The organism is Gymnodinialimonas mytili, assembly GCF_037544085.1.
GTDB classification, from domain to species: domain Bacteria; phylum Pseudomonadota; class Alphaproteobacteria; order Rhodobacterales; family Rhodobacteraceae; genus Gymnodinialimonas; species Gymnodinialimonas mytili.
The window spans coordinates 1,053,898-1,077,743 of sequence record NZ_JBBIFW010000001.1 but is presented as its reverse complement, the minus strand read 5'-3'; the positions used below and the strand labels follow the sequence as shown (position 1 = coordinate 1,077,743).

General features: G+C 60.9%; 23 protein-coding genes and 1 tRNA gene. 8 read left to right on the top strand and 16 right to left on the bottom strand.

All coding sequences use genetic code 11. The features are described 5' to 3' along the window. Window positions 1-321 precede the first annotated feature (321 nt). From V8J82_RS05325 to V8J82_RS05280, 10 genes are all read right to left on the bottom strand, one after another. Entirely contained in the window at window positions 322-936 is a 615-nt protein-coding gene (locus V8J82_RS05325; protein WP_339972899.1) for a DMT family transporter, read from the bottom strand. 139 nt (window positions 937-1,075) lie between these two features. After that, the gene (locus tag V8J82_RS05320; RefSeq protein ID WP_339972897.1) at window positions 1,076-1,222 is read right to left on the bottom strand and encodes a hypothetical protein; all 147 of its coding nucleotides are present in this window, start codon (window positions 1,220-1,222) and stop codon (window positions 1,076-1,078) included. Further along, window positions 1,219-2,013 (bottom strand): ABC transporter permease, encoded by a 795-nt coding sequence (locus V8J82_RS05315; RefSeq protein WP_339972895.1) that lies wholly within the window; start codon window positions 2,011-2,013, stop codon window positions 1,219-1,221. The genes V8J82_RS05320 and V8J82_RS05315 overlap by 4 nt, the downstream gene beginning before the upstream one ends. Continuing rightward, entirely contained in the window at window positions 2,006-2,944 is a 939-nt protein-coding gene (locus tag V8J82_RS05310) for an ABC transporter permease (RefSeq protein WP_339972893.1), read from the bottom strand. Before V8J82_RS05310 ends, V8J82_RS05315 begins: the two co-directional genes overlap by 8 nt. After that, complete coding sequence (locus V8J82_RS05305) at window positions 2,941-3,666, bottom strand: ABC transporter ATP-binding protein (RefSeq protein WP_339972891.1); 726 nt, start codon at window positions 3,664-3,666, stop codon at window positions 2,941-2,943. Before V8J82_RS05305 ends, V8J82_RS05310 begins: the two co-directional genes overlap by 4 nt. Further along, window positions 3,660-4,343 carry an ATP-binding cassette domain-containing protein gene (locus V8J82_RS05300; RefSeq protein ID WP_339972889.1) on the bottom strand — a complete coding sequence of 228 codons (684 nt, stop codon included), beginning with the start codon at window positions 4,341-4,343 and terminating at the stop codon, window positions 3,660-3,662. The genes V8J82_RS05305 and V8J82_RS05300 overlap by 7 nt, the downstream gene beginning before the upstream one ends. Next, window positions 4,340-5,827, bottom strand: a complete 1,488-nt coding sequence (locus V8J82_RS05295) for an ABC transporter substrate-binding protein (protein ID WP_339972887.1) — start codon at window positions 5,825-5,827, stop codon at window positions 4,340-4,342. The genes V8J82_RS05300 and V8J82_RS05295 overlap by 4 nt, the downstream gene beginning before the upstream one ends. 48 nt (window positions 5,828-5,875) lie before the next feature. After that, window positions 5,876-6,151, bottom strand: a complete 276-nt coding sequence (locus tag V8J82_RS05290; protein WP_339972885.1) for a DUF6525 family protein — start codon at window positions 6,149-6,151, stop codon at window positions 5,876-5,878. After that, on the bottom strand, window positions 6,148-6,783 hold the full coding sequence (locus tag V8J82_RS05285) for a DUF1826 domain-containing protein (RefSeq protein ID WP_339972883.1): 636 nt from the start codon (window positions 6,781-6,783) through the stop codon (window positions 6,148-6,150). The genes V8J82_RS05290 and V8J82_RS05285 overlap by 4 nt, the downstream gene beginning before the upstream one ends. After that, the gene (locus tag V8J82_RS05280; RefSeq protein WP_339972881.1) at window positions 6,780-7,991 is read right to left on the bottom strand and encodes a GTP-binding protein; all 1,212 of its coding nucleotides are present in this window, start codon (window positions 7,989-7,991) and stop codon (window positions 6,780-6,782) included. The genes V8J82_RS05285 and V8J82_RS05280 overlap by 4 nt, the downstream gene beginning before the upstream one ends. A 105-nt stretch (window positions 7,992-8,096) precedes the next feature. Here V8J82_RS05280 and V8J82_RS05275 point away from each other — a divergent pair, with 105 nt between their 5' ends. Beyond that, complete coding sequence (locus tag V8J82_RS05275; protein WP_339972879.1) at window positions 8,097-8,519, top strand: RrF2 family transcriptional regulator; 423 nt, start codon at window positions 8,097-8,099, stop codon at window positions 8,517-8,519. A 405-nt stretch (window positions 8,520-8,924) separates the two neighbouring features. Then, window positions 8,925-10,055, top strand: coding sequence for an acyltransferase family protein (locus tag V8J82_RS05270; RefSeq protein ID WP_339972877.1), 1,131 nt, complete (start codon window positions 8,925-8,927; stop codon window positions 10,053-10,055). A gap of 67 nt (window positions 10,056-10,122) precedes the next feature. On the opposite strand, the gene V8J82_RS05265 is transcribed toward V8J82_RS05270, so the two are convergent. Then, window positions 10,123-13,302, bottom strand: a complete 3,180-nt coding sequence (locus V8J82_RS05265) for an Ig-like domain-containing protein (protein ID WP_339972875.1) — start codon at window positions 13,300-13,302, stop codon at window positions 10,123-10,125. A gap of 463 nt (window positions 13,303-13,765) precedes the next feature. Here V8J82_RS05265 and V8J82_RS05260 point away from each other — a divergent pair, with 463 nt between their 5' ends. The 6 genes from V8J82_RS05260 to V8J82_RS05235 are packed head-to-tail and all read left to right on the top strand — an operon-like array spanning window position 13,766 to window position 18,230. Continuing rightward, window positions 13,766-14,335, top strand: a complete 570-nt coding sequence (locus V8J82_RS05260) for a hypothetical protein (protein ID WP_339972873.1) — start codon at window positions 13,766-13,768, stop codon at window positions 14,333-14,335. Further along, a complete protein-coding gene (locus tag V8J82_RS05255) occupies window positions 14,332-15,006 on the top strand; it encodes an ABC transporter ATP-binding protein (protein ID WP_339972871.1) in 675 nt (224 codons plus the stop codon). Before V8J82_RS05260 ends, V8J82_RS05255 begins: the two co-directional genes overlap by 4 nt. Further along, window positions 15,003-16,160 (top strand): ABC transporter permease, encoded by a 1,158-nt coding sequence (locus V8J82_RS05250; RefSeq protein ID WP_339972869.1) that lies wholly within the window; start codon window positions 15,003-15,005, stop codon window positions 16,158-16,160. The genes V8J82_RS05255 and V8J82_RS05250 overlap by 4 nt, the downstream gene beginning before the upstream one ends. A gap of 35 nt (window positions 16,161-16,195) precedes the next feature. Further along, window positions 16,196-16,966: a DUF4198 domain-containing protein gene (locus V8J82_RS05245; protein WP_339972867.1), complete on the top strand. Its 771-nt coding sequence runs from the start codon at window positions 16,196-16,198 to the stop codon at window positions 16,964-16,966. Next, window positions 16,963-17,301, top strand: a complete 339-nt coding sequence (locus V8J82_RS05240) for a hypothetical protein (protein ID WP_339972864.1) — start codon at window positions 16,963-16,965, stop codon at window positions 17,299-17,301. The genes V8J82_RS05245 and V8J82_RS05240 overlap by 4 nt, the downstream gene beginning before the upstream one ends. A 2-nt stretch (window positions 17,302-17,303) precedes the next feature. After that, on the top strand, window positions 17,304-18,230 hold the full coding sequence (locus V8J82_RS05235; protein WP_339972862.1) for a metal ABC transporter substrate-binding protein: 927 nt from the start codon (window positions 17,304-17,306) through the stop codon (window positions 18,228-18,230). A 326-nt stretch (window positions 18,231-18,556) separates the two neighbouring features. Here V8J82_RS05235 and V8J82_RS05230 read toward each other — a convergent pair. From V8J82_RS05230 to V8J82_RS05210, 5 genes are all read right to left on the bottom strand, one after another. After that, a tRNA-Met gene (locus V8J82_RS05230) sits at window positions 18,557-18,633 on the bottom strand. A 50-nt stretch (window positions 18,634-18,683) separates the two neighbouring features. Continuing rightward, complete coding sequence (locus V8J82_RS05225; protein ID WP_339972860.1) at window positions 18,684-19,370, bottom strand: GntR family transcriptional regulator; 687 nt, start codon at window positions 19,368-19,370, stop codon at window positions 18,684-18,686. A 94-nt stretch (window positions 19,371-19,464) separates the two neighbouring features. Beyond that, entirely contained in the window at window positions 19,465-21,396 is a 1,932-nt protein-coding gene (locus tag V8J82_RS05220; RefSeq protein ID WP_339972858.1) for a 3'-5' exonuclease, read from the bottom strand. A gap of 41 nt (window positions 21,397-21,437) precedes the next feature. Next, on the bottom strand, window positions 21,438-21,959 hold the full coding sequence (locus V8J82_RS05215; protein WP_339972856.1) for a hypothetical protein: 522 nt from the start codon (window positions 21,957-21,959) through the stop codon (window positions 21,438-21,440). Window positions 21,960-21,972: 13 nt separating this feature from the next. After that, window positions 21,973-23,793: a DUF294 nucleotidyltransferase-like domain-containing protein gene (locus V8J82_RS05210; protein WP_339972853.1), complete on the bottom strand. Its 1,821-nt coding sequence runs from the start codon at window positions 23,791-23,793 to the stop codon at window positions 21,973-21,975. Window positions 23,794-23,846: the final 53 nt, after the last annotated feature.

Below are 23,846 nucleotides of genomic sequence, written 5' to 3'. Positions count from 1 at the left end.
CACCACCTTTTCTGGTCGCGAGAAGTTCAGGATATCCCTGAGAAAGCTATAGCAACTAAGGGAAGATCCGCGCTTGGAACAGGCAGCCCGTACCTCTGATATCGCATCCGCTCTTGCGCCTATGTCGGTCCCTCCCTGCCATAAGGATGCCCATGACCGAGGCGCGCGCGACGTTGCGATGCCGCCAACGATAAGAGACATATTGTATATGTGCTGGCATCGTCGACCTCACACAACGCAAGACCAAGCAGCAATTCGATGAATGAATGCCGAAGGTCGTTTTCGTCTATTCAACTCGACTGGGATGAGCGCGCGTTCTCATCATATTGTTTTCCATGAGATCACCTTCTTCTCCCGCTCCGCTGTGGCAATGGCGGACCCCAAAAAAACAAGAGGCACCGCAAACAGAAAGCTTGTGGAGAGGGGCAGTCTGAAGATCAGAAGATCCGCCAGGATCGGCCACCAGAGCGCCATGTATTCGAACGGCGCAAGCCGCGCCGCCTCGGCGTGACGGAAGGCAAGGGTCATCGCGATATGCGCAAATCCACCGAGGAGGCCTGCCCCGATCAGCAAAAGAAGCGCCCAGCCGCCGGGCATCACCCACCCCATTGGCAATGTGGCCAGGGCCCCAACCATGGAGGCAAGAACGAAATAGAGCGCGATTGCGCCGGGACTTTCCGTGCGATTGAGGCTCCGAACCATGATCAGCGCAAATGCGGAGAGCGCGGTGGACAGCAACCCCAGCACGAAACCGACAAGCCGTTCACCCATGGCACCGCCGCCGACAAGGTCTGGCCAGACCAGCACCTCAACGCCAGCAAACCCGAGGGCAAGGCCACCGACCCGCCAGATGGTCGGGCGTTCCCCGAGCAGCCCAACGTCGGCGATTGCCATCAGGATGGAGGATAGCTGCGCGATCAGGATGGCTTCGGCCATGTTCTACCGTGCAATGGCCGCGAAAGAGGCGAACAAGGCCGCAGCATCAAAGCTTGCCCGCAAGAGGTGACCCATGGGCGCTTGGCCGCTAATCCCTGTGGAAATTCACGTCATATCCACAGGAAGAGGATCAACGGGATCAGGGCAAAGGCAGACCTGAAGAAAACGATCTCGCCCAACGGCACATCCGCGCTGACGGCTTGACGCAGACAAACATCGCCGCCACCAGCACCCCGGAGAGGATGCGCGGCCCGATGCCAAGGCCGGGGCTGTCCGTGGCCGTCATGCCCGGCTTTCCTGTTCTGCCAAAGCGTCGCGCAGGGCGTCGCCGGTCAGGTTGATGGCAAGCACGCAGATCACCACTGCCAACCCGGGCCAGATCATCTGCAGTGGGGTGGAGCGCATATGTATCCGCGCATCGAGCAGCATCGTGCCCCATTCCGGAATCGGCGGCTGCACCCCGAACCCAAGAAAACCAAGAGCGGATATGCCCAGGATCGCGCGGGCAAACATGCCCGTCCACACAACAGTGAGGGACGGCAGAAGCGACGGCAAGTAGTGCCAACGCGCAATCGCCAGCGGGGACAGGCCGGCAAGCCGCGCCTGCACGACATATCCGCGGTTTTGCAAGGACAACCCGATGCCACGCGCGACCCGGGCATAGCGCATCCAGCCGGTTACCGTCAGGGCAAAGATCAGGCTGCCGGTTCCCGCCCCCAACACCCCGGCGATGACGACGGCGGCGACAAGGTCGGGGAACGCCAGAAAGGTATCCGTTGTGCGCATCACCACCCAATCCGCGCGCCTGCCCCCAAGGGCCGCGACTAGACCGGCAACCGCGCCGAGGCAAAGGCCGACAACGGAGATCAGGAAGGCGAGGCCAAGCGACCAACGCGCGCCATGCAGCAGCCGCGACAGGATATCCCGGCCCAATGCATCCGTGCCCAACCACCACCCGGCACCTGGCGAGCTCAGACGGTTTGGGATGTCGATCTGCGCGGGATCATAGGGCGCAAGCACAGGTCCGATGAGCGCCAGCAGAACAAAGAAGGTGACAAGGACAGCAACACTACGCATCCCGGTCTCCGATCCGGGGGTCAAGCGTGCGATAGATCAGGTCGATTATCAGGTTGACGGTCACGAAGAGCACTGCCGCCAGAACCACCACCGCCTGTACCTTGGGAAAGTCGCGGGCTTCAATGGCGTTCACCAGAAAGCTGCCAAGTCCGGGGCGGGCAAATATCACCTCGACCATGACCGCACCTTCCAGCAGGAAGGCCAGCTCGAGGCCAAAGACGGTCACCACCGGCACGGCGGCGTGCAAGGCGACATGGTCACGCTCGATGTCGCGCCGGGCGACGCCGCGCCGCCTGAACGCGGGCAGAAAGGGCTGGCCGCGCGCTTCGAGGATACCAGACCGCAAGATACGCGTCAGCGACGCGGCAACGCCAAGCCCCAGTGTAAGCGCAGGTAAGACAGCATGCGCCGGTGTGCGGGCTCCCATGGCCGGTAGCCACCCCAGTTGCACGGCAAAAAGCAGGATAAGCAACAGGCCCAGCCAATATGCCGGGATGGACGCGCCGATGGAGGCCAATGCCACAGCGCAACGATCCAGCCAGCCTCCGGGCCGTCGCGTGGCGACAAGCGCAAGCGGCACGGACAGCAGAAGACCGATGAGAAGGCCAGCCAGCGCAAGCGGCACCGTGTAGGAGATGGCCGTCACAAGCTCGGGCCAGACATCCCGCCCGGTGACCGAGGATTGCCCGAAATCACCCAGGAGCAGTGGGAGGATCCAGGCCCGAAAGGCCGGCCAGAACCCGGCATCGAAACCGGCTTCCGCGCGGATTTGATCCACCACCTCAGAGGATATCACCGCGTCGTAGCGGGCCAGCGCAATGGCAAGGGCCGGATCGCCGGGCGCGTGCCACAAAAGCGCAAATGTGGCCAGTGCTGTGCCTGCCAGCACAACGGCGGCCCGCAGGAAAAGGCTGGCAAGAACGCGGCTCATGCAACACGCTCCAACGCGCCCAGGGCAAAGGCGGCGTCGCGCAAAATCCGGCCATACTCGGATTGTGGCGCCTCTACAAAGGCGGGCGATGCGGTGAGTTCTTCGATGCGCCCCGCACGCAATACGGCAATGTCGTCGGCAAAGGCTGCCGCGTATCCCAGATCATGGGTCACGATCAGGGCTGCAAACCCCTCCGCGCGTTGCAAGTCCGCGATCAGACGCGCGGTGTGTTTTTGAGTAACCGCATCCAGAGCCGAGAGCGGCTCATCGAAAAGCACCAGCGGCGGGGCCGCCAGCAGCGCGCGAAGGATACCGATACGCTGCGCCTGACCAATCGACACCTCGCCTGGGCGACGCTCCAAAAGGTCGGGCGGAATTTCCAAACCACGGCAAAGCTTGTCCAGACGGTCCGGGTCAGCCCTCACGCGCCGCGCGACAACAGGTTCCATCACCGAGTGGTGCAGCGAAAGGCGCGGGTTAAATGCGCTGCGTGGCTCTTGCATGACAAGCGCAGGTCGGCAACGGCGGACCGGCGCACCATCCCAGGATACCTGCCCCGTGGCGCAGGGCAAAAACCCGAGGATCGCACCGATGAGCGTGGATTTCCCCGCCCCGCTTTCCCCAACCACGGCGAGCGTTCGGCGCGGTGCAAGAGACAGGGACACGTCTTGCAGGGTCAGTTCCTTTCCCCGCCGGACAGAGACCTGATCAACTCTCAACATGGCAGTTCCAGCCAATTACGATGGGCGCACAGCGATTTGGCCGCAGGCGTTTTCGGCGCAGACAGGAACTGCGCTGTCGGCGCGTCCTCGACAATCCGGCCATCATCCATGATCATCAATCGCTCCACCCGCCGCGCGGCAAGGCCAAGGTCATGGGTGATCAGCAAAAGCGCCGTGCCTCGATCTGCAAGACAGGCCTCCAGCAGGTCCATCGTATCCGCAGCCACCACCGGATCCAGCGCGGATGTAGGCTCATCCATGACCAGGAGGTCCGGCGTGCCGATCAGAGCCATGGCGATGACAAAACGTTGTTGCATGCCCCGGCTCCAGCCCCATGGGCGTTTGCGCAGATCGCCATCTTCGATCCGCAGCGCCGCAAAAAGGTGCCGCTGCAGCGCCGGATCACGATCAAGGCCAAGCGCGCGCTCGGCTTCACGCCAGTGGAAAGTCATCGAGCGCAAAGGATCCAGCGCCTCGTCAGGGCTTTGCGGCACATGGGCAACGCTTTCGCCCCGCGCGCGCAACGCATCAATGAGCACGTGACCCAGCGTGGATTTCCCGGAACCGGACGCGCCGACAAGCCCGAGGCGTTCGCCGGGTTTGATATCCACCCGGGTCGGGTGCAGAATCGTGCGGCCTGAGCGGATTGCGCTCAGGCCGGAAAGGGTGATTGTCATTCGGTCAAGGCAGTCTCATGCGTGATCCAATAGGTCTCTGTCGGGTGCACCGCGTACCCGGTCAGCCCGGGCCGCGCCACGTTCACCTGGCTTACGTGAAACACCGGGATCATCGCCGCCTCTGCTGAAATGATCTCCTGCACACGGTCGTAAATCTCCGCGCGCGCCTCTTGATCAAAGGTCGTACGGCCCGTCGCCAGCAGTTGATCCAGTTCGGGGTTGTTGTAGCCACCCGCATTGGACCCGCCGGTGGATTTGAGCAGCGCCTCCAGCACCGCGCCGGGATCACCCTGCGGCGTTGTCACCCAGGCCTGCAGGAACATGTCGGCGGTCCCATCGGCAATCGCGTCGTTGCTGGCACCGTATTCGCCCACACGCACGTTTGCCCGAACGCCGATGGCTTGCAGGAAGGCCTGCGTCAATTCTGCCGTGGGCGGCAGAGCAGCGCGGGAGGAATAGGTCACGATGTCAATCTCCAGCGGTGCGCCGTCCAGCATCCACGTCCCGCCTTCTTTCGCCGCGCCCGCTTCGGCCAGCAATTCTTCCGCCAATGCCGGATCATAGACAGGGTCGATCTGCGCCGCCCAGCCTGTGCCAGCCGGATAGACCGTGCCCGCGGGCACGCCACCGACGCCTGACAGCGCGGCATCCACGATCCCCTGACGGTCAATCGCAGCAGAGACCGCGCGCCGGATGAGCGGGTTGGCCATCGGGCCATTCGTGGCGTTCATGGTATAGAAATAGAGACGTGCCGTGGGGGCGGAGAACCCAAGCGCCCCCGTCTCCTGAATACGCGCGAAATCCGCCTCCGGGTAGTTGATCACCATATCAACCTCGCCCGCCTCAAAGGCCAGAGCAGCGGCGCCGGGGTCAGGGACACCCACAACACGCACTTCCTGCAGACCGGGCGTGCCGAGACGATAGTCTATGTTCGCCTCGGCGCGGTAGAGCTGTTCCGGGATGGCTTCGCGAAAGATATAGGGGCCGGTTGCGTTGATCGGGAACTCATCAGACACAGGACCAAGTATTGCAATGCCCGGCTCTGACAGGGTCCAGGGGAAGGCCGCGTTGGGGCTGTTCGTCTCAAACACCACAACACGGTCGCCCTCCGCGGACAAAGCAGCCAGATCAAGCAGGCTGGCGACGCGCGCATTATGGCCCGGGTGATCCTGATCAGAGATCGGCGCAATTGCCTCCACTACGGCCTGCGCCGTTACCGGGGTGCCGTCGTGGAACTGCAGACCTTCGCGCAAGGTTACACGCCATGTGGTGGGCGAGGCTTGCGCAATCGCTTCGGCCAAACGCGGATAAAGGTTCAGCTCATAATCGATACCCAACAGGGTTTCCGTCACACCGGTCTGGTTCGACATCCAGCCGTTATAGCCCGCGCGCGGGTCGGGCACTTCGGCTGTGGGGCCGGAGCCGACGGAAATGGTGAGGCTTCCCTCCTGAGCGGAGATGGGCGACGCGGTGCTCAGCGCCATCAGACTGGCGGCAGCAAGTCTCGCTACAAAAGACATCGGCGACTTCCTTTAGGGTTTTGAATGATTGGCGGATGGGCGTGCGTAGACGTCACGCGCGAGCGTCTTGGCTTCGATTGTTGCAAGCGATGACAACGCCTCTTCGGCGCTTAGGCCTTTCGCCAGAGCCTTTTGCCAGATGCGCCGCGCGGAGGCTGGCGACCATGGCAAGGCAGCCTGAGAGAGCCATTGCCGAAGGGGTGTTGGTAAGGCGTCGTAGGCGCGCATCGGGTCGATGGACTGGCGTTTTCTGCGGAGGCTTGTATCCCCGAGATTGCGGTTTTTCATTCCGCATCCTCCAAGTCAAATACAGGGTCGAGCACAAGAACCAGCCGCGTCTCGCCCGTGCCCTCGATCGGTGGCGACCGATGTAGGAGACCAGAGGCAGGGATCTCCGGCCAGCGTGTACCGCGCAATAGGATCGGCGCGCCGGTCGGCACCGTGAAAATGCGCGCGGGCTCGTTACCATGAGGTGAAACACCGTATTGGGTGCCTGTTCCGCGATAGGTGCAGACCAGTCGCGCGGTGACTGCATCGATATGGAACTTGCGACAGGCGTTGGAGGTCACTGCCTGCAGCCGCAATCGCAGATACGGCGCGTTCATCAGGTCTGAAAAAATGTCCGCCAGATCGGCGATATCGTCGATAAGCTGTGCCCGCTGCGGGCAAGGTAGTGTCTGCGACGTCTCGCAGAGCGAGGCCAAGACAGTGTGCACTTTATGAGGTTGCACGACGACCCGCCCTTGTGGGAGGCATGACGGCTCCAGAGCATTGACCCAGCTCTGAAACTCTTGCACGAGCTGCCGCCGCCAAATTGCTGCCGCACAGCCTGGACGCAGAAAAGCCTTCAGGTTCTTTGGCTTATCCGCGACGGCGACGCCCACCGCCGCGTTCTGAACGGTTGCGCGTATGAGGTTCACGCCGCCGCCTCTGCCCGTCGCCAAATTGGAAAGGGGTCGATATAGTCTGGCAACGCCTCCGGGCAGGTCGCAACGCGTTCGGGCACAAGGCAGGCATCAAGCCGTGCCTTTATCGCGGGCCAGTCAATCCCGGCACCGATGAATACAAGTTCCTGTCGCCGGTCTCCCCAAGGCTCTTGCCAGTGATCTGCTATGTAGGCCTTTGCGCTATCATGATCGGGCCAGCGCTCCTTTGGCACGTTGGCCCACCAAGTCCCAAGCGGCGTTACGCTCGACAAAGCCCCGGCAAGCGAGAACTCGGCGACCCAATCCGGGCGGGTGGCAATCCAGAAATGCCCCTTGGCTCGGATGACGCCCGGCGGGTCGTCATTCAAGACCTCCAATATCTTCTCCGGGATAAACGGCTGTCGCGCGCGATAGACATAAGAGGCAACGCCATATTCTTCGGTTTCAGGCACGTGATCGGCGAAACCGTATAACTCCTTCGCCCACATCGGGTGCTCATGCGCCTTTTCGAAGTCAAAAAGCCCGGTATCGAGGATCGCATATGCAGGGACGTCGGAGTTATCTGTCTCGATGATCTCGGCATCGGCGTTCAGGCTGCGGATGATCTTGCGGGCCGCATCCACTTGGGTCGGTCCCGCGTCGGTGACCTTGTTCAGAATGACGACATCTGCAAACTCGATCTGATCGGTCAGCAGATGAACCAATGTGCGATCATCTTCCTCGCCTATGGTTGCGCCGCGATCCCGCAGGAAATCATGGCTGGAATAGTCCTTTAACAGGTTCACAGCATCAACCACTGTTACCATGGTATCAAGGCGGGACACATCTGCGAGGCTGTCGCCGAATTCATCTCGAAAATCGAAAGTCGCCGCCACGGGAAGTGGTTCGGATATACCCGTCGACTCGATGAGCAAGTAGTCAAAGCGCCCGTCCATCGCGAGCCGTCGCACCTCTTGTAGAAGGTCGTCCCGTAGCGTGCAGCAGATGCATCCGTTTGACATCTCAACAAGCGTTTCGTCCGTTCGGCTGAGTTCCGTGTCAGCGCGCACGAGATCCGCGTCGATGTTCACCTCTGACATGTCATTGACGATTACCGCGACCCGGCGGTCTTCGCGATTGTTCAGAACACGGTTAAGAAGCGTGGTCTTCCCCGCCCCCAGAAAGCCGGAAAGCACCGTGACGGGAAGGCGTCTATCTGACATCTTTGGTTCCAATCATTGCCTTGCAAGTCAGGTAACTTACGCAGTTACTAGATTAACGCAACACAAAAAGTTACATTGCGCAGCGTGCTTGGAGAAGAACCGCTCATGAAACGCAACTCACGCCTGTCGCTCGCCCTCCACACTCTTGGCCATATGGCCGGCGACCCGGAGCGCGTGCGAACATCGGCGGATATCGCCGCGCATGCCGGAACAAACCCGGTTGTAGTGCGCCGCGTTTTGGGAAGGCTGAGGGAAGCGGGGTTGCTGACCTCCGAAAAGGGGCATGCGGGCGGGTGGCGTCTTGCGCGTGGACCCGACCAAATCACGTTGGCAGATGTCTATCTTGCGCTGGATGAAAGCCTTGTCGCCACAACCGCAGAAGAGGAAACCCCCGCCTGCTCGGTAGAGCACGTTCTGCAAAGAAAAGTGGCGTCAGTCTTAGAAGAGATTGAGCACAGCTTAATCGAACGGCTGGCCCTGACCACAATTGCAGAAGTGCGACAGACAGGGGACTTGGCCCAAAACTGACCCGACGGCGTATCGCATGCGACACATCCGCTGAACGGTCAGCCACATGCCTTCGATATGTTCTTGGGAGACGTTCAAGCAGGCCGCAGCGATCAGCGGCATCACTTGCGGCCAGAACCGGACATGAGAAGAACTGCCCGGACGGCTGGGTCTGGGATCGCCAAGGACGCCATTTGGTTCTCCCTGTCGATTGACGGCGCCGTGCGGAAGATGCGGGCGCCTGTCATATCGATCTAAACCTTTGCCATTATCCGGCAATCAGACAGACCCCTTGTTGATGCGGCGGCGTGGTGGGCTTGGCCCGGCGGCGTGAGTGCTTAGATGCAACGAGTAGATTCGCTCAAACGCGATCATTCCTCAGGCCGGACGCGTGGCATCCAGGTTTTTGGCAGGACAATATGCACGATGGTTGATCGGTGTCCTTCAGACGCGCCTCGCCTGAAGAACGATATCTCGCCGGACTTGTCGGTGTGGCTGGATTTATTGCGCATCGGTGCCGCGTTCGTGGTGGTGCTTGGCCATGCTGGGAACATCCGCTTCACGGATGGCGACTTGTTCTGGGTGCGAGACTGGACCCTCGCGCCAGACGCTGTGATCGTCTTTTTCGTTATTTCGGGCCTCGTCATTGGGCGCGCCGCAACCAGGGATGCCGATTGGTCGACCTATGCGTTCAACCGTCTGACGCGGCTCTTGAGTGTGATCCTGCCAGCCTTGATCTTGACGCTGGTTCTTGACGCTATCGGTCGGGCAATCGATCCTGGCGCATACACGTCAGCCCATTACTCCGAGCTTCCGGTCGTAGAATTCCTGCTGCGCGGCACCAGCTTTTCGCAGGAGTGGCGCGGGGTCGGTGCCCCCGTCCAGCTCGGATCGAATGCACCGCTTTGGTCGCTTAGCTTCGAGGCGGCGTATTACCTGCTGCTCGGCGTCGCGCTGTTCATGCAGGGTTGGAGGCGGATCGTCGCCTTGGTTTGTCTTGCCTGGTTGTTCGGATTGGGCATTCTGGTGCTTCTCCCGGCTTGGCTTTTTGGCGTGTTTGTCTGGCATCGTATCCGGACCGGCCAGAGGCCGCGGACGGTCCGCATCGCCCTGCTGCAGGCGATCCTCCCAATCGCCGGGCTGATCGTGGCCAAGCTTGCCGGAGCCGACCATGAACTGCTTCGCATGACGCCGGAATGGCTCGTTCCGCAAAGACACCCGATGGCGTATAATTACGCGCGTGAGGTGCTGTGGAATACAGCAATCGCAATCGGCCTCTGCATACATCTGTTGGGGATGAGTCGCGTCGCACCGCGGTTCGGCTCGACCGCCAGCCGTGTCATCCGCTGGTGTGCTGGAGGAAGCTTTTCGATCTATGTGATGCATTATCCAGTCATGCACTTGATGGATGCCGGACTTCCTGAGGGTATTCCCGCGAAAGCCCTGTTGTTCGTCGCACTGCCCGTCGTTTTTTGCCTTCTGTTCGCACAGGTATTTGAGCGACCTCTGTCGGGGTTTCGCAGGTGGCTGGCCGGGACAATAGGGCAAGCAAAGTGAAATTGCGGGTCTGAGTGAGATCAGCCTTGAAGGAGGGGAGCCGCGGGTACGGCTCCCCTCCGAAGGCTCAGACGAAACTGAACATGTCAGTGTCAAGGTCTGCCATCTGCACATTCCGCAAGGTCAGGCTGGCGTCGTCACCGAATTGGAAGGTCACGGCATTTCGGGATTCGTAGGCCGCGTCCATGAGCGCCGCGAAACTATCCACGCCTTGAATGTCGATCACGATCTGGTCGGACGGTCGGCTGAAGACCCACCAGTTAACCCCTGTGTCGAAATCCTGGATCAGGTCATTCCCACCGTTGAAGACAAAGGTATCGACGCCAAAGCCCCCCGTCATCAGGTCATCCCCGGCACCGCCATCCAGCAGGTCACTGCCGAAGCCTCCGTTCAGCCGGTCATCCCCTTCGCCGCCCAACAGCACGTCATTGGACCAGCCGCCCTTCAGCACGTCGTTATCCGCGCCGCCATCGAGGGTGTCGTCACCCCAGCCGCCGTTGAGCCGATCCCGGCCCGCATCGCCCCGCAGGTGGTCGTCCCCCCAGGCCCCGTTCAGGCGGTCGTCGCCTTCCCCGCCTGAGATCAGATCATCACCGGAACGGCCATTGATGCGGTCGTCATCCGCGCCACCGCGCAACAGATCGTCGCGGAAGGTGCCGCGATAGCGATCCTCGGAGGCCGCGGCTTCTTCGGAGGTGGTGAAGTTGAACGTTGAGGTGTCGCCTTCCTTGATCCCTTCGAAGCTCTGGCCTTCGCTGTCCTCAAAGGCCCCGTCCTCGATCTCCACCGCATAGCGCGCATCCGCGTCCAGATGAGAGGGTGGCGTGATCGTTACCGTATCTTCGTCGAAGCTGACGAGCCTGTCATCGATGACGTCAATCTCGATGCGCGCCCCAGTATCGCGGTTGACCAGCGTGAGGGTGCCTTCACCGGCCGCGACCTCTTCGGTGAAGGTCAGGATCAAGGCCGCGTCATTCTCCACATCCCGACCGTTGTCGGAGGGCGTCGCGGATTTGAGGAAGGGGGCAGGATCAGCCTCGAAATCAACCTCCTGCGGAGTATAGATCGACCCATCGGAGGCATAGCCCAGCCGCCCGTCCGAATTCGACCCCCAAGTGAAGACGGCACCGGTGTCGCTGACCGCGATGATCGAATTCGGCCCGGTCTGGATTTCGACGATGTTCACGTCATCGAGTTCTGCGATCTTGGTCGGCAGGAAGCTGACATCGCTTCCGGCCTCCGGATCACCGTCAAGTCCGCCGGTCGGGCCTTCGTCGTTCGGCCCCCAGGCATAGACATCGCCGTCCTCGGTCAGCGCCACGGCCCAACGGGCCCCGCCTTTCACGTCGATTACCCCCTCTGGCAGGCCGGTAAGCTCGACCGGTACCGCCACATCCGCAGGATCGACAGTGAAGGTGCCATCGCCATTGTCACTGCCTTGTAGCAACTGTCCGGTGTCGCTTTGCCCCCACCCAAAGACACGACCGTCGGCGCTGACGGCGAAGGAGGTTTTGCCATCCGCTGTGACACCTACGATGTCAGCAGGCAGGCCTTCGACCAGAACGGGGTCGATCACGCGGCGATCTTCGCTGCCACTCACCTGATTGTCAGTGTTACTGCCGAACGCACAGACTTGCCCGTCTTCCGTTAGCGCCAGCGTGTGCGAGGTGCCAGAGGACACGGCCACCACGGTTTCACCCGCCAGAGCCTCAACCGCCGTAGGCACCAGGCGTTCATCCTGATCGCCTGTGCCGAGCTGTCCATTGGTGTTGCTGCCCCAGGCGTAGAGCGTGCCCTTGGCCGAGATGGCATAGGACACGCCGTTGCCATTCTCGATGCCGGTGATCTCGACATCGTCCAGCGCCTTGATCTTGACCGCCGACTGGCGGCTTTCTTCATCGCCCACACCCAGCGGGCCACGGTTGTTGAAGCCAAAGGCGTAGACGTCGCCGTCCTCTGTCAGGAAGGTTGTGTGCAGCATGCCGGCAGAGACAGATTTGATCGTGCCGTCAAACCCTTCGGGCATTTCCACGGCGATCGGCGCCTTGACGTCGAAACCGACACTGCCGTTGCCCAATTGGCTGACGACATTTTCACCGGCGCTATAGAGCACACCGTCCTGAAGGAAAACAGAAAAATGGTTGCCCGCGCCTACGGTGCTGGCAACCATCTGCGTTTCGCCCTCATAGGCCTCGACCGCGCGCGGGCGGATCAACTGGCCGTCATATTGGTCTGAGCCGAAGATCACCGTTTCACCCGCATCGAAGAAATCGCCGTCGCCGTTGAGGTTGGTCAGTTTGACCACATTGGCGTCGCCCGCAAAGCTGTTGGCGGTCAGGATCAGCCCGCCGTCCTTGTCCGTGGCCAGGGAGAAGCCGATCTCGGCGGCGATGCCACCCGGCATCATGTTTGCATTCCAGACTTCCGTGGCCTCATAGACCTGATCGATCAGACCCGACCCGTCGAAGTCATTCAGGCGGTAGATCTTGAGAACCTCGTTGCCCTCTGGGAACCACGTGAGTGTGTAGAGCGCGCCATCCACCCCGACAGCACTGGAGATATCGACAGGTGCGCCAAAGTTCATGTCATCCGAGATGAAATTGGTGACTTCCTCGGCCTGGATCGTGCTATCGCCGTTGATGTCCTCGATCCGGTAGATCACATCCGTGGCCGTGCCGGTCAGGTCATTGAGGTAGGCGACATTGCCGTCAAAGCTCAGGTCGAAGGGCACGGAGGTGTCGATCACGGTCTGCAGGTCGAGCCAGACCGTCGCCTCGCCTGCATCATTTGCATCGCCGTCGCCGTTCAGATCAACGGTGCGATAGATTGCATCCTGCGGTGTCGATGTCGTGCCGGCGTTGGCGATATAGATCGCACCGTCGGCGCCCTCGGCAATGCCGTTGGGCGTGACCGTCGACAAGCCGCCCGCGTTCTCGGCAGAGAACCAGACGGACGCCTCGCCCGCATCCTGTGCGTCACCATCGGCGTTTTCATCGGTGAGCCGGTAAATCGTGTCGCTTGTGCCATCGCCGATATAGACAGATTTGTCCGACGCCTGATGCACGGAAAACACATTGTTGGTCGGCATCTCCAGGCCGCTGGCGTTTGTGTCGTCGAAGAAGACGGTTGTCTCTTCCGCCCCGCTGGTCGTGCCGTCCCCGTCCAGATCCTGCAACAGCAGCACCTGATCCTTGCGTTGATCCGCCACCAGAATACCGGTTGTTTTACGTGTAGATATGCGTCCCATTTGGCCACCCCTCAGAAAAGAGTGAGCGCCTCGCGACCAGCTGGGTACTCGATTGTTTGATATGTGATGCGCTGCATCACAGCTGTCTTGAGCGATCTAATCGAAGAAATGAAGCCCCTATCTTGCGAGAGGCGGTTTGCCGAGGGGAAACCATGGGCAAGCCGTCAAGATGGGCGCATGAGGGGCTCTTACTCAACGGTCGTTCGAAACACTCATTCGCCCGCTGACCAACAAACTATCGCGAACACACCAGAAGGCAGACCGCAGAAGCAACCGAATGAAAAGCCCTCAGATGGCGATCACGAAAGCGCCGGAGTTTTTGCATGCCTCGATCATTCTTGAATCTGCGCGACAAGTTGGCACACAGAAGTAATCGGATACACCTGTAAATCTCGACCTTACCGTTATTTAGTCAGACGCTATGACACCGAACTGGAACCAAACTTCCCAGCGTAAGAACAAGATGCGATTTTTGGCGTTTGCCGGAGCGGTCGTGATCAGCGGGATCGCGGTGGTCTGGACCCTCACATCCAATAGCTCGCGAAGCCCCGCATCCTATGAGATCGCGGGGTTCGAACCGATGACAGGGGATGAGATGGCGGAGAATTTCTTTCTCGTTGCGCCGGAAATGCTCACCACCGTTTATCGTGCCTTTAATGAAACCGACGAGGGCGCGATTTACGACAGCTTGGCCCAGGTGGCGGCAGGCGAGGCGCTGGAGGAGCTTTACCTGGAACGTGTTGGCGCGATGGTGGGCGGCGGGCTCGATCCCTCGGAGGAAGCGGACCAGGAGATCCATACGATGGAGATGATCCGCATTGATCAGGAGCGGGAGGGAGAGACCTTTATCTGGAATTCTCGTTGGCGTGTTGTCGGAACAGTGGGCCACGCGACCCATATGCATGTCCGCGGAAACACCTACGCCGCCGTTCTGACGCTGGAGCCGGTGGAGGGCGCTTGGCGGCTGACCGGGTTTGACCTGACGGACGTGGACCGGTCGGAGGCTGGGGAAATGGTGGCAGCCGCGCCGTGATCGAGCTTCGTGATATCGCCTTTTCCTATCCCGGCAGTGACTTTCGCCTTGCCGTGCCAAGTTTCAATCTGTCCGAGGGCGAGCGGGTCGCGGTTGTCGGTCCAAGTGGCACTGGCAAGACCACCCTGCTGAACTTGATCGCGGGCATCGCGGTGCCGCAAGCGGGTCAGATCATGCTGGATGGTCAAGAAATGACGGGTCTTTCGGATGGCGCGCGGCGCACGTTGCGCGCGGACAAGATCGGGTTCGTGTTTCAGGATTTCGCGTTGCTCGATTATCTGAGCGCCCGAGACAACATCCTCTATCCGTACCGTATCACATCCGGTGCGCCCCTGAATGCAGAGGCGCGGGCCCGCGCCGATCACCTGGCCGAGGCCTGCGGGCTGAGCGGCAAGCTTGGGCGCAGGCCTGGCGCGTTGAGCCAGGGCGAACAGCAGCGGGTAGCGCTCTGCCGAGCGCTGGTGCGCCAACCTAAGCTGATCCTTGCGGACGAAGCGACGGGCAATCTCGACCCAGAGAACAAGTCTGCGATCCTCGATCTGTTGTTCTCGCGCACGCGCGAGGCTGGGGCGAGCCTTCTGGCGGTGACCCATGACCACGATCTGTTGCCCCGCTTCGATCGTATTATCGACTTTGCCGATTATCGCATGGATGCGGAGGGTGCTGCGTGAACACGCTCTACCTGGCCTTCGCCTATCTTAGGTTTCATTGGTTGCGCTCGGCCATCCTCGTGCTTGTGGCCGCGTTGATCCTTTCGGTCCCATTGGTCAGCCAAGTCTTGCTGGACGGTGCACGCACATCGCTGACGGATCGGGCCGAGGCCACACCGTTGGTGCTTGGCAATCGCGGCAGCCAGCTCGACCTGATCATGAACGCGCTCTATTTCTCCGACGACCGGGCAGAACCGGTGACCATGGCCGCGGCGGAAGACGTCTGGGATAGCGCAATGGCCATTCCTATCCCACTCAACACCGCGTTCGAAACCAATGGCGCGCGGATTGTCGGCACCAGCCTCGACTATTTCGAGTTCCGCGACCTCTCCATCGCCGAGGGCCGCCAGCTTGCCGTGTTGGGAGAGGCCGTTCTGGGCGCGGCTACCGCGGAGCGGCTTGGCCTGAGCCCCGGGGATACGGTCGTCTCCGCGCCGCAAAACCTGTTCGATCTCGATGGCGTCTATCCGCTGGAGCTGAACATTGTAGGTGTTCTCGCCCCGACGGGTACGCCCGATGACGAGGCCGTCTTTGTCGATATCGCCACGACCTGGGTGATCTCGGGCATCGGTCACGGCCATGAGGGCGTCGTGGCAACGGATGCCGATGCGGATGAGGTTGTTGCGAACGCGGCTATCGTCGAGTTCAACCGTATCATGCCTGAGAACATCGACAGCTTTCATTTCCACGGCGACCCGGACACCTATCCGGTTTCCGGTATCCTCGTTGTGCCGGATGATGAGCGTGCCGGAACGATCCTGCGGGGTCGCTATCTGGATACTGCCAACCCCTTGCAAATCGTTGTCCCGGCAGAGGTTGTGGGCGAGTTGGTCGACCGCATTTTCCGCATCAAGTCGCTGCTCGACGCGGTTACCGTGATTGTGGGGGCGGCTGCATTCGCCGCTGTTGGTCTTGCGGTTTTTCTAAGTTACCGTCTGCGGGCGCGAGAGATGCAGACGGCGTTCAAATTGGGGGCGCGCCCCGGAATGATCATACGTCTGCTGGCGTCAGAAACCGTGATCCTGCTGGCATGCGCCGGAATGATCGCATTGGCCATCGTCATGGCGGTGCAATCCTCAGGCGATACCATCGTGACATGGCTGCTGGCCACTTAGCGCAAACGACACCTTTGAAGACACGGGGAAATACTATGAAACTGACATTTGCAACGATCTTGACGACCACGGCGCTAAGCGCTGGTGCGGCGCTGGCCCATTACGGCATGATCATCCCATCCGATCCAATGATCAGCCAGCAGGACGGGCGGTCCGTGAGCCTGGAGGTTTCGTTCTCGCATCCGTTTGAGTTGGACGGGATGGAATTGGTCGCGCCGGTTTCCTTTTCGGTGACCCATGATGGCGAGACGACGGACCTGTTGGACCAATTGCAGCCTGCTACATTGATGGAAAACGCGGGCTACACGCTGGATTATGATCTGGAGCGTCCCGGCACCTACATCTTCGCGATGGAGCCCGAACCCTATTGGGAGCCAGCCGAGGACAGCTACATCGTGCACTACACAAAAACCTATGTCAGCGCTTATGACGATGACGAGGGGTGGGACGCCCTTCTGGGTCTGCGCACCGAGATTGAACCGCTGACCCGGCCCTTCGGCATCTGGGAAGGCAATGTCTTCCAGGGCCGCGTACTGCTCGAAGGCGAGCCGGTGCCCTTCGCGGAGGTCGAGGTGGAATATTATAACGAAGATCAGTCGGCCACGTCGCCGTCCGATCTGATGATCACCCAGACCATCGTTGCCGATGCCGACGGCGTCTTCAGCTATGCCACGCCCAGTGCCGGATGGTGGGGCTTCGCCGCGCTCAACACTGCGCCTGAGACGCTGGAGTTCGAGGGTGAAGACAAGGCCGTCGAATTGGGTGCCGTGATTTGGGTCCACTTCGAGGGCTGGACCGGCCAATGAAATGGCTGGTCGCCATGCTGACGGCGGTGGTGGTCATGTCCACCGCCGCCCTGGCGCACCAGTTGAACGTCTTTGCCTATGTCGAAGAGGGCGTCGTGATCGTGGAGAGCCGGTTTTCCAATGGCAACCTGCCGCAACTGGGTGAGGTCAGCGTGCTGGACGCAGAGGGTGAAGCACTGATGCTCCTTCCGGTGGGGGAGGATGGCGTAACACGCTTCCCACTCGATCCCGCTCATGCCGATACGGGCCTGCTGATTGAGGTCCGGACCGGTGAGGGCCACGATAATTACTGGATCCTGACGCCCGAAGATATCGCTCGCGGCTCTGGGAGTTGACTATGACCTATCCGCCTCTCTCCCGTCGCACCCTGATCGGCCTAACCGTGGCCGCGGTTTCAAGCGCCATTGGCGGGCGGGTCGTCGCTCAGCAGCGTTTGCGGATAGCAGCCGTAAACTATCCTCTGGCCTATTTTGCGGAACGATTGGCCGGGGATCTGGCCGACGTCACATTCAACGTGCCGGGCGATGTCGATCCGTCGTTCTGGCGACCGGGTATAGCCGATATCACCGCGATCCAGTCGGCCGATTTGATCCTGCTAAACGGTGCAGGCTTTGCCGATTGGACGGCCCGCACGACCCTACCACGGTCGCGGACCGTGCTGACCTCAGCCGCGTTCGAAAGCGACTTCATCGCGACCGAGACCATAACCCATTCCCACGGCGAGGGTGGCGCGCATTCCCACACCGGCGTGGCGAATTACGTCTGGCTCGATTTCGCTCAGGCAGCCCTGCAAGCAGAGGCCATCGCTACCGCGTTGATCCGCCGGGCGCGCGCAGACGAGACTGCTATTGCGGATAATCTCGCGTCTTTGACGCGGGACCTCAGCGCGCTGGATGCGGAGGCCCGCGAAATCGGAGGCGCGGCGGCGGAGATCCCCTTGATCGCATCCCATCCGCGTTACCAATATTTTGCGCGAGCCTATGGTTTCGATGTGGCCGCGCTGGACTGGGACCCTCACGAAACCATAGGCGAGGACCAATGGGCGATGCTTGAGACCTTGATTGCAGAGACGGGCGCGCAGGTGTTTCTTTGGGAAGCCGAACCGGACGCCGTCGCCCTTGCGCGCGTCGAAGATCTGGGCCTTCAAAACGCGATTTTTCCGCCTTTAGCCAATCGGCCGGAGGAGGGAGATTTTCTATATGCGATGTCGGCGTCTCTGAGCGAACTCCGCCAAGCAATATACGGTCGACGGTCAACTGAGTAAGCTTGCTTGCATGTAAAAGTGGACTACCCCAGGCAGAGATAGAAGCGCTTAGTAGAATGGCTTGGACCTGTGCTGTTGTCGTGCCGCCCCAAGCGCTCGTTTAGGCCACCTTCCGTTCGAGGGCGGCGGGACTTTTCCAACACAAAGCTGAGTGCCCTCGGCATGGAATATAGAAGCCGTTGATGTATTCGAAGATTCCGAGGTTGTCGCTCTCTTGCGCCAGGTGATCGATGTTGTCGTCATCGAAGATTCCGGGCCCGAAGGGACCAACGTCGCGCTCTCGGGGCGCATTGGTCCACTGATCGATCCGGCTTGGGGGTTTTCGATGGTAGCGGAGGAGGGACTTGAACCCCCGACACGCGGATTATGATTCCGCTGCTCTAACCAACTGAGCTACTCCGCCACAACGGGCGCGAATTAGGACGTTGCGCGCCTCGGGTCAATACGAAAGTGTCAGCGATGGCCTAACCGAGCCTCCGGCGCCGCCACACGCAGGATTTGACGTGCGATGACTTGGCCGGACGTGTCGTAGGCTGCGAGCCGGATTACCAGCAGCGCGGTGTGGCGGTCTACAGACAGGGCGACTGATTGCGCCATATCCGTCATTTCCGCACTGGCTTCGGCGCTTAGCCGCGCGGCGCTTATGCCGTGATGTTCCAGAAACTCGGCCAATTCGACCGGGGCGTCATCATCCAAGCTGTCGATCAATGCTTCAGGGACAGCAATGGCATCCATCGCAGCGCGCGCGCTGTTCAGCTTCAATGTCCGCTCCAGAACCGAAACGCGGGCTGTGTTCATATGCTCGGCTTCGGCAGCGGTCGCTTGGCGCGTTTCTTGCCGGGCGCGAAATGTCGCCAATTCCAGCAGCGCGCCGCTTTTGTCGGTTAAAACAGGCAATAGTGTTTGCGCTGATCCGGAGGCTGCTTCGGGTGAGTTGGCGGCAACAAGCGTGCCGCGACCGGGCTTGCGGTTCAATAATCCCATGCCTTCGAGGCTGATCAAGGCACGGCGCATGGTTCCCTGGCTGACGCCGAATTCTTCGGCCAATTGAAACTCGTTGGGCAACCTGCGCCCGATTTCCCAGTCTCCTCGTTGGATGCGAGCGATCATCTCGGTTTCGGCGGCTTTATACAAAGGCATGCGCGACATCTTGAACTACTCCGAACACTACGCCCTGACTATGCCGCAGTGCAGCATATAGCGCAATGACAGCGATGCCGCAGCGGCACCTGCCTCAGTTCAAGTGGCCAATCAAACGCTTATGGCGATCAAAGGCGGTGATAAGTGCGCGTAAGGTCTCAATTCCGGCGGCGTGAAGCATGGGAATCATCCGTTCCATCGCTTCGCCCGTGCCAAGCGCGTCGCCAAGCGCGCTGTGCCGCGCATCTTCGGGGATGCGAACCGCCAGCCGGTCGCAGAGCGCATCCAGGGTGTGTTCCTCAGTCTGGCCGTAGAGGATGGCCGAACACAGGACGGTATCCAAGATCGGCTGATCAAACCGTGCGCCGATCTCGGCCTCGCGGCGGCGCAGGAAGGCCATATCGAACGGCGCGTTATGGGCGACCAGCACCGCCCCGTGGGCAAACAGGTGGAATCGCCGCAGAGCCTCGGTCACCGGTGGCGCGCTGACAACCATATCGTCATCGATGTGATGTACTTCGGTGGAACTGGGCGGGATCGGGCGCCCGGGATTGACCAACATGTCAAACCGTTCGGCGCCCACCACGCGGCCATTGACCATACGCACCGCAGCGATTTGGCAGACCTCATCCACGGCGGGGTTGAGCCCAGTGGTTTCCGTGTCGAACACAACGTAGCTGAGATCCGATAGCGCGCAATCGGCCAGGTCATCGGGCAGATCTGCGTCCAGCAGGTCAAAATCGTAAAGCACTTGGGGCTGAGGCGCGGATTGTTTCGCGGCGGCATTCGAAAGAGGCAGGCACAGCGTCGCGCCATTCTTTTCCACCTGCAAAGCTATGCCATGGCAGGTCAGCACATCTTGGCCCGCAAAGCTTGATAAGCCTGGCGACAGAGGGGTGGTCAGCCAATCGTGCCAGCCGTCGGGCAAGGGTCCGTTTGCGGACAGGCGCAGACCGTCGGAGAGACGCAGGTCGCCGCCCCCGCCGCCATGCCATTCCAAGGCCAGCCTTTCGAGCAGGCGCGTGATGGCAAACCCATCGCATTTCACCGGGTCATCGCCCAAATCGCAGGTCATCGTAACGCCTTTGCGCGCCAAACGCGCCTTAAGTGCCGCGCCGAGATCCGAGGCGGCCAGCACCTCCATTGGCCACCATTCGGTGTCTGTCGCAGTCTTGCGCGCGGCCAGATCATCAGCCTGGGCCGCGTTTACCTTGCGCAAGCAGTCGATCGCATCATCCAGCAGCCGAGCCCGCTCCGCCAAGACAGGCAGATCGCCAGACACGTCGCGCAGGCTCAGCACATAGCCGGGTCTTTCGGTTTCTTGCCCCTCCAGCCGCATGAGGCGCATCCTCGCCTCCAGCAAGCGCGCCCCAGCCCGTGTGGTGACCAACACGTCCGCTCCGCCTTCGGTATTCCCTGCAACAAGCCGCTCATAGGCCATGGTGACCGGGCCCATGCGCAGTAGGCCCGACAGAGGCCGGGCCAATCCCAATGCTTCGGGCGCGCCAACCAGATCGGCGACGCGCCCGTTATACAGGGCGAGCTTGTGATCGGGGGTGCAGAACACTACCCCATCCGGGAGATCGGCGAGCAAGGCCTCCAGCCGTGCCTTTTGAGTTGTCAGCCGTGCGGTCTCGCGCCCAACGGCAAGGGCCATCGCATTGCGTGTTTCGGTCAGGGTTTCTGTAACCGCGGCGGCGGCGGGTGCCAGATCGCCCAGATATCCCGCACGATCGGCGTCCAGATCGGCCGCCACATCCGCATGGGCGCGGGCGCGCATGTCTGCCGCTAGGCGTTCGACCGGTTTGGCGACATTTTCGTCGAACAAGGTCCAGATCCAGGTGGTCAGACCAAAAATCGCAAAGACTGCGATGACGCCCGCGATTAGAAATGCGGACAAAGCATGGGTTTCGCCCAGCCGGACATATCCCATTGCCAGACCCGCAATGGCCAAACCCGAAGTGGCCGCCGCCAGAAAGGCAAATAGTAGAAAAACGCGCAGGCGAAGTGACAGATGGACCAACATAGTATGGGGCCTCCTCCTTGCCCCGGAATTCCGCGCGGCGTCTAACTCGCCGCGCAGACCGAGGGGATTACCGGATCATCCGGTCCGTCACCCACAGGGCTTAGCCCCTCAGGCCGCCCCTCGTCGTCAAAGGTGGTATCTGCCGCGATGTCGAAACGCAGTTCGCGGGCGCAATCCACCAAAACCGGTCGAATTATCGCGGGCTGCCAACGTTCACGGATATGGGCTTGGATCACATAGACCTCTGATCCTTCCATTGTCTCGACCGTTTCGCTCGGGGCAAAGGCAATGAAGCCACGCACCCAGGGCTGGACATAGGTCCACGGCTGATAAACCGCTTGCTGTTCGCGCGTCGACAGAACCACTGCATCGGGTGGTAGATCGTCCAAATTGTTGGGGAACCAGGAATATTCCTGTGCGACTGTGCCTGCGATCATGGCAATCCCGGCGAAGACCGGCATGATCCCCTTGGGCAAGCGATTGCCCGACAATTTGCGCAAAGCCATCGCGATGCCCGCCCCGGCAAGGCCCGAGAAAACGGCGGCGATCAAGGTCCAGAACATTCAGAAGGCTCCCTCAACTGAAGTATCCGCGGCCAGATCCGGCGGCGGATTGCATTGTTTTTACCACGACGAACGCGTCGCGCAGATGGCTACGTTCAAAATCCGATAGAGCGGCGGGCGGCATGAAATTGTCGGGCGCCTCACCGCGTTTGATCTGTGTGGCCTGATGTTCCAGCCGAGTGTCGGCGATCAGGTCATAGGCATCCAGCAGATCGCGCCCGCCTGCTGCCGAGACCGCCCCCTCGGCCATCCCCGCGACGATACGGGCGCGTGTATTGGCCTGGGTCAGCGCACCGGTCAACGCATAAATCCGCCCCAGATCAACAATCGGCACCACACCGTTATGCTTGAGATCAATTGTATTCTTGTGCTCTCCCGCACGTGCCATCGCAAACCCCCGGAACAGGCCGAGCGGAACGGTATGCTTCAGCGAATTGCTGACCATATGCGCGACGAAGATCGAATTGCTTTTCGCGGTGTCCAAGGTCTGTTCCTGCAGCCCATCGAAAAGCGCTGTCGTGCCGCCGATCGGGCGCAGGTCGAACATCACCGAAGCGAGCATCTGCGCTTGCGGGTCGGGCTTGTCGATCCAGCCTTGAAAATAGCGTTTCCAGATGGCCAGGGGTTGTCGCCATTGTAGGTTGGTCGCCATCATGTCGCCCGGACAATAGAAATATCCGGCCTGGTCCAATCCGTCGCTGACCGATTTGGCCAAGGCGGCAAAATAGGCGTCGTCCGCATCGGTCGCATCATCATGGAGGATCAGACAATTGTCCTGATCGCTGACGCCGGTTTGTTCTTGCCGCCCCTGACTTCCACAGGCGAGCCAAAGATAAGGCACCGGCGGAGGGCCGAGCCTCTCCTCCGCCAACACGAGCAATCGCCGCGTCGCCGCGTCGCCGATATCGGTGATCAAACGCGTTACCGTTTGGTGCGGGTTCTGCGCGCTGACCAACTGCACCAGCAATTCCGGAATGCGCGCAGTGACCTTCGCAATCGAAGCTGCATCGGGCGCTTTCGCGATGTCGTGGATCAACGCCGCTGAAGAGGTCGCTTGAAACCGGGTCAGATCGGTTTGCGTGAGGATGCCCACCAAGCGCCCCGCCTCGGTCACCGGCATATGAGTGATCGCGCGTTCGACCATCGCGTTTAGGACATCGGCCACCATCGCGCTGGGCGGCAATGTCAGGGGATCGGGCGTCATGATTTGCGCGACAGGCGTAGACAGGTCCAACCCCTCAGCCACAGCGCGTGACGTGATGTCGCCCGTCGTCAGGATACCGCGCACCGCGTCATCTTCGGCGACGATGATGCAGGATACCCCCAACGCCCGCATTTTCCCTGCGGCTTCGATCAGCGGAGCGTCGGGCGTGCAGGTTAACGGCGTGCGTGTCATCAGATCGTCCACCGCGATGGTGGTAATGTCCTGGCGTTTGGCACCTGCGGACCGGGTTCGGTCGAAAAAGCGATGCGCCACAGGATGGGCATCAATCATCGCCTTAAAGGCTTCGATCGAGATCGCGATGACTTGGGTCGGCGCCACGGCGACGGCATTGACGGGTGCCATGCCATCGCGCATCAGCCCGCGCTCGCCAAACGAATTGCCGGGCCCCAGGATGGACAGCACTTCGATGCCATCTGCACCCGTGATATGAACCTGCCCCGAAACGATCAGACACAATGCTGTGACGGGTGCGCCAAGGGCATAAATCACATCCCCGTCCGCAAACTCCAAGGTTTCGGCCCCCGCTGCTAAGGTCATGCGGTCGGCGGCGGGCAAAGCATCATAGGGGTGCGTGCGGGCCAGCAGATCGGTGATGGATGTCTCGGTCATGGGGCAGGGTCCCGTTCGACTAAAAAAGCGCACCCCAACCTTGTCGGGATGCG

Bases quoted from the DNA above. Each gene is read 5' to 3' on its own strand.
- V8J82_RS05260 (WP_339972873.1), top strand. From the start codon at position 13,766: ATGCGATTTTTGGCGTTTGCCGGAGCGGTCGTGATCAGCGGGATCGCG.
- V8J82_RS05320 (WP_339972897.1), bottom strand. From the start codon at position 1,222: ATGACGGCCACGGACAGCCCCGGCCTTGGCATCGGGCCGCGCATCCTC.
- V8J82_RS05235 (WP_339972862.1), top strand. From the start codon at position 17,304: ATGACCTATCCGCCTCTCTCCCGTCGCACCCTGATCGGCCTAACCGTG.
- V8J82_RS05325 (WP_339972899.1), bottom strand. From the start codon at position 936: ATGGCCGAAGCCATCCTGATCGCGCAGCTATCCTCCATCCTGATGGCA.
- V8J82_RS05280 (WP_339972881.1), bottom strand. From the start codon at position 7,991: ATGTCAGATAGACGCCTTCCCGTCACGGTGCTTTCCGGCTTTCTGGGG.
- V8J82_RS05290 (WP_339972885.1), bottom strand. From the start codon at position 6,151: ATGAAAAACCGCAATCTCGGGGATACAAGCCTCCGCAGAAAACGCCAG.
- V8J82_RS05300 (WP_339972889.1), bottom strand. From the start codon at position 4,343: ATGACAATCACCCTTTCCGGCCTGAGCGCAATCCGCTCAGGCCGCACG.
- V8J82_RS05315 (WP_339972895.1), bottom strand. From the start codon at position 2,013: ATGCGTAGTGTTGCTGTCCTTGTCACCTTCTTTGTTCTGCTGGCGCTC.
- V8J82_RS05240 (WP_339972864.1), top strand. From the start codon at position 16,963: ATGAAATGGCTGGTCGCCATGCTGACGGCGGTGGTGGTCATGTCCACC.
- V8J82_RS05245 (WP_339972867.1), top strand. From the start codon at position 16,196: ATGAAACTGACATTTGCAACGATCTTGACGACCACGGCGCTAAGCGCT.
- V8J82_RS05220 (WP_339972858.1), bottom strand. From the start codon at position 21,396: ATGTTGGTCCATCTGTCACTTCGCCTGCGCGTTTTTCTACTATTTGCC.
- V8J82_RS05210 (WP_339972853.1), bottom strand. From the start codon at position 23,793: ATGACCGAGACATCCATCACCGATCTGCTGGCCCGCACGCACCCCTAT.
- V8J82_RS05275 (WP_339972879.1), top strand. From the start codon at position 8,097: ATGAAACGCAACTCACGCCTGTCGCTCGCCCTCCACACTCTTGGCCAT.
- V8J82_RS05305 (WP_339972891.1), bottom strand. From the start codon at position 3,666: ATGTTGAGAGTTGATCAGGTCTCTGTCCGGCGGGGAAAGGAACTGACC.
- V8J82_RS05225 (WP_339972860.1), bottom strand. From the start codon at position 19,370: ATGCCTTTGTATAAAGCCGCCGAAACCGAGATGATCGCTCGCATCCAA.
- V8J82_RS05310 (WP_339972893.1), bottom strand. From the start codon at position 2,944: ATGAGCCGCGTTCTTGCCAGCCTTTTCCTGCGGGCCGCCGTTGTGCTG.
- V8J82_RS05295 (WP_339972887.1), bottom strand. From the start codon at position 5,827: ATGGCGCTGAGCACCGCGTCGCCCATCTCCGCTCAGGAGGGAAGCCTC.
- V8J82_RS05265 (WP_339972875.1), bottom strand. From the start codon at position 13,302: ATGGGACGCATATCTACACGTAAAACAACCGGTATTCTGGTGGCGGAT.
- V8J82_RS05215 (WP_339972856.1), bottom strand. From the start codon at position 21,959: ATGTTCTGGACCTTGATCGCCGCCGTTTTCTCGGGCCTTGCCGGGGCG.
- V8J82_RS05270 (WP_339972877.1), top strand. From the start codon at position 8,925: ATGGTTGATCGGTGTCCTTCAGACGCGCCTCGCCTGAAGAACGATATC.